Source organism: Micromonospora sp. B11E3, assembly GCF_039871625.1.
GTDB lineage: Bacteria > Actinomycetota > Actinomycetes > Mycobacteriales > Micromonosporaceae > Micromonospora.
Genome location: NZ_JBDPMC010000172.1, coordinates 1 through 3,041, shown reverse-complemented (window position 1 = coordinate 3,041; position 3,041 = coordinate 1). Strand labels below are relative to the sequence as shown.

Annotated in this window: 4 protein-coding genes; 1 reads left to right on the top strand and 3 read right to left on the bottom strand. The window is 67.2% G+C overall.

Going from position 1 to position 3,041, the window contains the following annotated elements; genetic code table 11:
• Nucleotides 1–296 precede the first annotated feature (296 nt).
• The gene (locus ABGB16_RS33365; RefSeq protein ID WP_347672037.1) at nt 297–1,073 is read right to left on the bottom strand and encodes a hypothetical protein; all 777 of its coding nucleotides are present in this window, start codon (nt 1,071–1,073) and stop codon (nt 297–299) included.
• Nucleotides 1,074–1,237: 164 nt separating this feature from the next.
• On the opposite strand from ABGB16_RS33365, the gene ABGB16_RS33360 reads away from it, so the two are divergent.
• Complete coding sequence (locus ABGB16_RS33360; protein ID WP_347672036.1) at nt 1,238–1,765, top strand: hypothetical protein; 528 nt, start codon at nt 1,238–1,240, stop codon at nt 1,763–1,765.
• 279 nt (nt 1,766–2,044) lie between these two features.
• Here the strand turns inward: ABGB16_RS33360 and ABGB16_RS33355 are convergent, their stop codons facing one another.
• Nucleotides 2,045–2,470 carry a hypothetical protein gene (locus ABGB16_RS33355; protein WP_347672035.1) on the bottom strand — a complete coding sequence of 142 codons (426 nt, stop codon included), beginning with the start codon at nt 2,468–2,470 and terminating at the stop codon, nt 2,045–2,047.
• Nucleotides 2,471–2,670: 200 nt separating this feature from the next.
• On the bottom strand, nt 2,671–2,862 hold the full coding sequence (locus ABGB16_RS33350; protein WP_347672034.1) for a hypothetical protein: 192 nt from the start codon (nt 2,860–2,862) through the stop codon (nt 2,671–2,673).
• Nucleotides 2,863–3,041: the final 179 nt, after the last annotated feature.

Sequence of the window (3,041 nt, the reverse complement as noted above, 5' to 3'; positions counted from 1 at the left end):
CCACGCGACGGGTCCGCTGGCAGCAACGGCGCCAGCAGCGCCCACTCGTCATCGGTCAGTTCATGCCGTCGCGACACGCCAATCTATCTACCGGATCCGCCCTCGAAGATCCACAAGACACGCCCTAACCGGCCGGACCTTGAACGGGATCAGCGGCCCGTCGACATCGACGAATATCAGGGGGTTGTTGCCGAGGCCGGCATCACGCTCGAACCGTTTCGTAGGCCCGTCCGGGCCGAGCCAGGTGCACGCACTCTCCCGGGAAGGACCGGCTGTTCGCTGCACGTACGTAGGGCTCAGACGAGATCGCGCCAGAACTCGACGCTGGCCTTCGGCTCCCACGGATTTCCGCCCGGGCCGACGTGACCGAACTCCCGGTCGATGTAGTCGGCCAGGTCCAACCCGTAGTAGATGATGTCGGTCTGCCACATCGAAAGCACCGGGTGGCCGAAGGTCCTCGGCTCACCGGGGAGATACCGATGCCCGTACACCGGCACCATCTTCGGCACCTGCGCCAGCATGCGCGTCGCTGTCGCCAATACCGATCCGGTGTCGCTTGGGCGTGAACCCCAGCCGTCGTACCAGAAGCCGTTGTTCTCGACGTCGAACAGCACTCCATCGCTGGGCCAGTCCAGCAGACCGCGCAGCTTGTCGCGGTCCCCGTTACGCCAGTCGGGCCACGGCTCCGGGTGGGTGTAGAGCACTCCCGGCTCGCGTGGCTCGGGCCGGGTGTTCACCGGCAGTCCTGCGGACAGAAAGGCCCGATGGTCGGTGGCAAACCGGAACCCGAATTCCTGCTCGATCCGGTCAAGTTCCGAGTCGGTAAGCCCGGGGTCGACCGCACAGACGGATCTGCGCCTCAGCCGACGCATCGCTTCCTGACCGAGACGACGGCCATCCTCACCCTGTCCGCGTCGATCAAGCCCTGCCACGACGCGAGACTCTACCTCGGCAACCCGTCGCGGGTCTGCGCCTTTGCCGTCGCACGTCGTGCGAGGTGTCGTCTGCAGGATCAGCGCCCGGCTGGAGCGGTCGGCATCCTCATCCGAATTGAGTGCGCCGACGCGCTTCACGTCGGCTTGTCGGCAGGACATCTGCCGGTGGTAGCCACGTCGGCCTCGTGCGGCGCCGAGCGTGCGCACTGCCTTCCGAGCCGGGTGTCACTCCCCCGTCGCGGCGGCGCGGGCGCCGGCCGCACCGAACTGCCGACGAGCGTACGCACCCTATTGCGTCGACCATGATCGAGACCGCTGCCCGGACGACCCGCAATCGGCGCAGCAGCAGCGTCTTCGTACTTGCGTGCATCAGCTTGGTGCTGTCGCTGGTCGCGTGCGGTGTGGCCGGGCTGGCCTTCCGCAACGACGAACCAGATCCGCTCCCGGTGCAGTCCGGGCCGCAGGTCGCCAGCGCCGCTCAGGTGGAAGCCGTCGCCCACGTGACCCTGCCTCCCGGAACCGTGCTGCTGTCCGCCGCCTACAGCAACGGCCTGGAAACCCTGCTCTCGGCGAAGTTCCGCATACCCCGTACCGCACTCGACGCCTTCATCGCCGAGGCAGAGTTCACAGCGGCTCCCACTCCAGGGTTCCGGGCGGTCGACGCGAAACACAACGTCGGCGGCGGCAACCTGTGGGACCCCGAAACCGCCAAAACCGTCTCAGGCATCGTCGAGGAGCAACCCACCGCCGACGGCACGCGCCGGTCGGTCCTGTTCGGCCTCGACGCACCCGACGCGGTCACCGTGTACCTGTACGCCAGCCGCGGCTGAACCCGCGAAGATCCTCTTCCGCTGCGAGGCGCTCGATACGCACCGCTACAGCCAGTGATGCGAGTCGCCGAGCCCAGCGCGCCCTTGCATCGCTGTCCATCCATATCGTGAGGTTGGCTGGCCGCAGCGCCGCTCATTCTCCAGAACATCATTGGAGGGCTGCCTGGTCATGGGTTCCTTCGGTGGGATCAGCCGCGCGGGACAGTAGCGGCGGTCAGGGCGCGGGCCAGCGGCGCCGCAGTCAACCTCTTGAAAGCGGCAGCTCTCCTGGCTGAAGACTCACGGCGATCGGAAACGCGCTAACAACCTGCGCCACATCCCGACGCGTGCCTTCCTGGCGCGATTCGGGAAGAGACGGTGGGAGACCTGCACCTCGATCATGGCGCCTTCTTCGGAGATCCTGTCCGAAGAAATCCATACGGTGGCGATGATGTCGTCGCCGTCGAAGCTGACTTCCCAGCCGTCCGGCGTGGTCAGGCAGGAGACAATGAGGGCGGCGTCCTCGGGCACCTCGGCGGTACCGCCGTTAGCGGCCCGTCCCCGTAACGCCGCACGGGCCACGAGTGCCGCGTCGGCCTTACACTCCAGCGTGTCTGAGGGGCTCCCCTTCTGCCGGGAAAGGCGCGACAGCGCCGCCTTGAGCGCATCATAGGCGGCGTTGCCTATCACTCCGGCGGCCATCGCCGCTCCGAACCAGGTGGCCACCTCGGCCGGGCTTGGAACGCCCCAAGGGTCGCCGGTGTCGGGCAGCGAGGGGTGAGCGATCGGCAGAGGTTCAAGGGAAGGGGCCGGGGGCGGACCACCGCTCGGACGGTCGTGAGTGGAGAAAGCTGGATCTGGATCAGCCGACCGCAGAGGTTCGTTGCCCTCATGCATGAAGGCTAGGGTCGGCGGCGGCGGTCGGGTCACGCCGCAGCCTCGCCCGCAAGCCCCGCCATGCTCGGGATGCTCCGAGCCAGGAACCCGTCAGACGCCGAATTGAAGTGGGGTGCCGGCTCGACCTCCCACCATGACCGCAGCGCCATCACCGTCTGCTGCTCCTGGGTGCGCTTGTGGGTGAACGTCACCTCCCGCTCACCCGACTGTTTCACCACCACCCGACCACGCTTGCAGCCGTCCGGGTAGTCGTTCCAGTTGATGCCCTTTTCCGGGTCTACTGCCGTTCTCGTGGGTCGGGTTCATGATCGTCCGGGTAGTGGTGGGCAGAGGCCGCCGCGGCGGAGGTTGGCCATGGTGATCAACGCTTTGGCGCTGCGGTAGCCGTAGGCCTGGCGGG

Excerpts from the sequence above, each read along its gene's own strand:
- ABGB16_RS33360 (WP_347672036.1), top strand. The coding sequence starts at position 1,238 with ATGATCGAGACCGCTGCCCGGACGACCCGCAATCGGCGCAGCAGCAGC.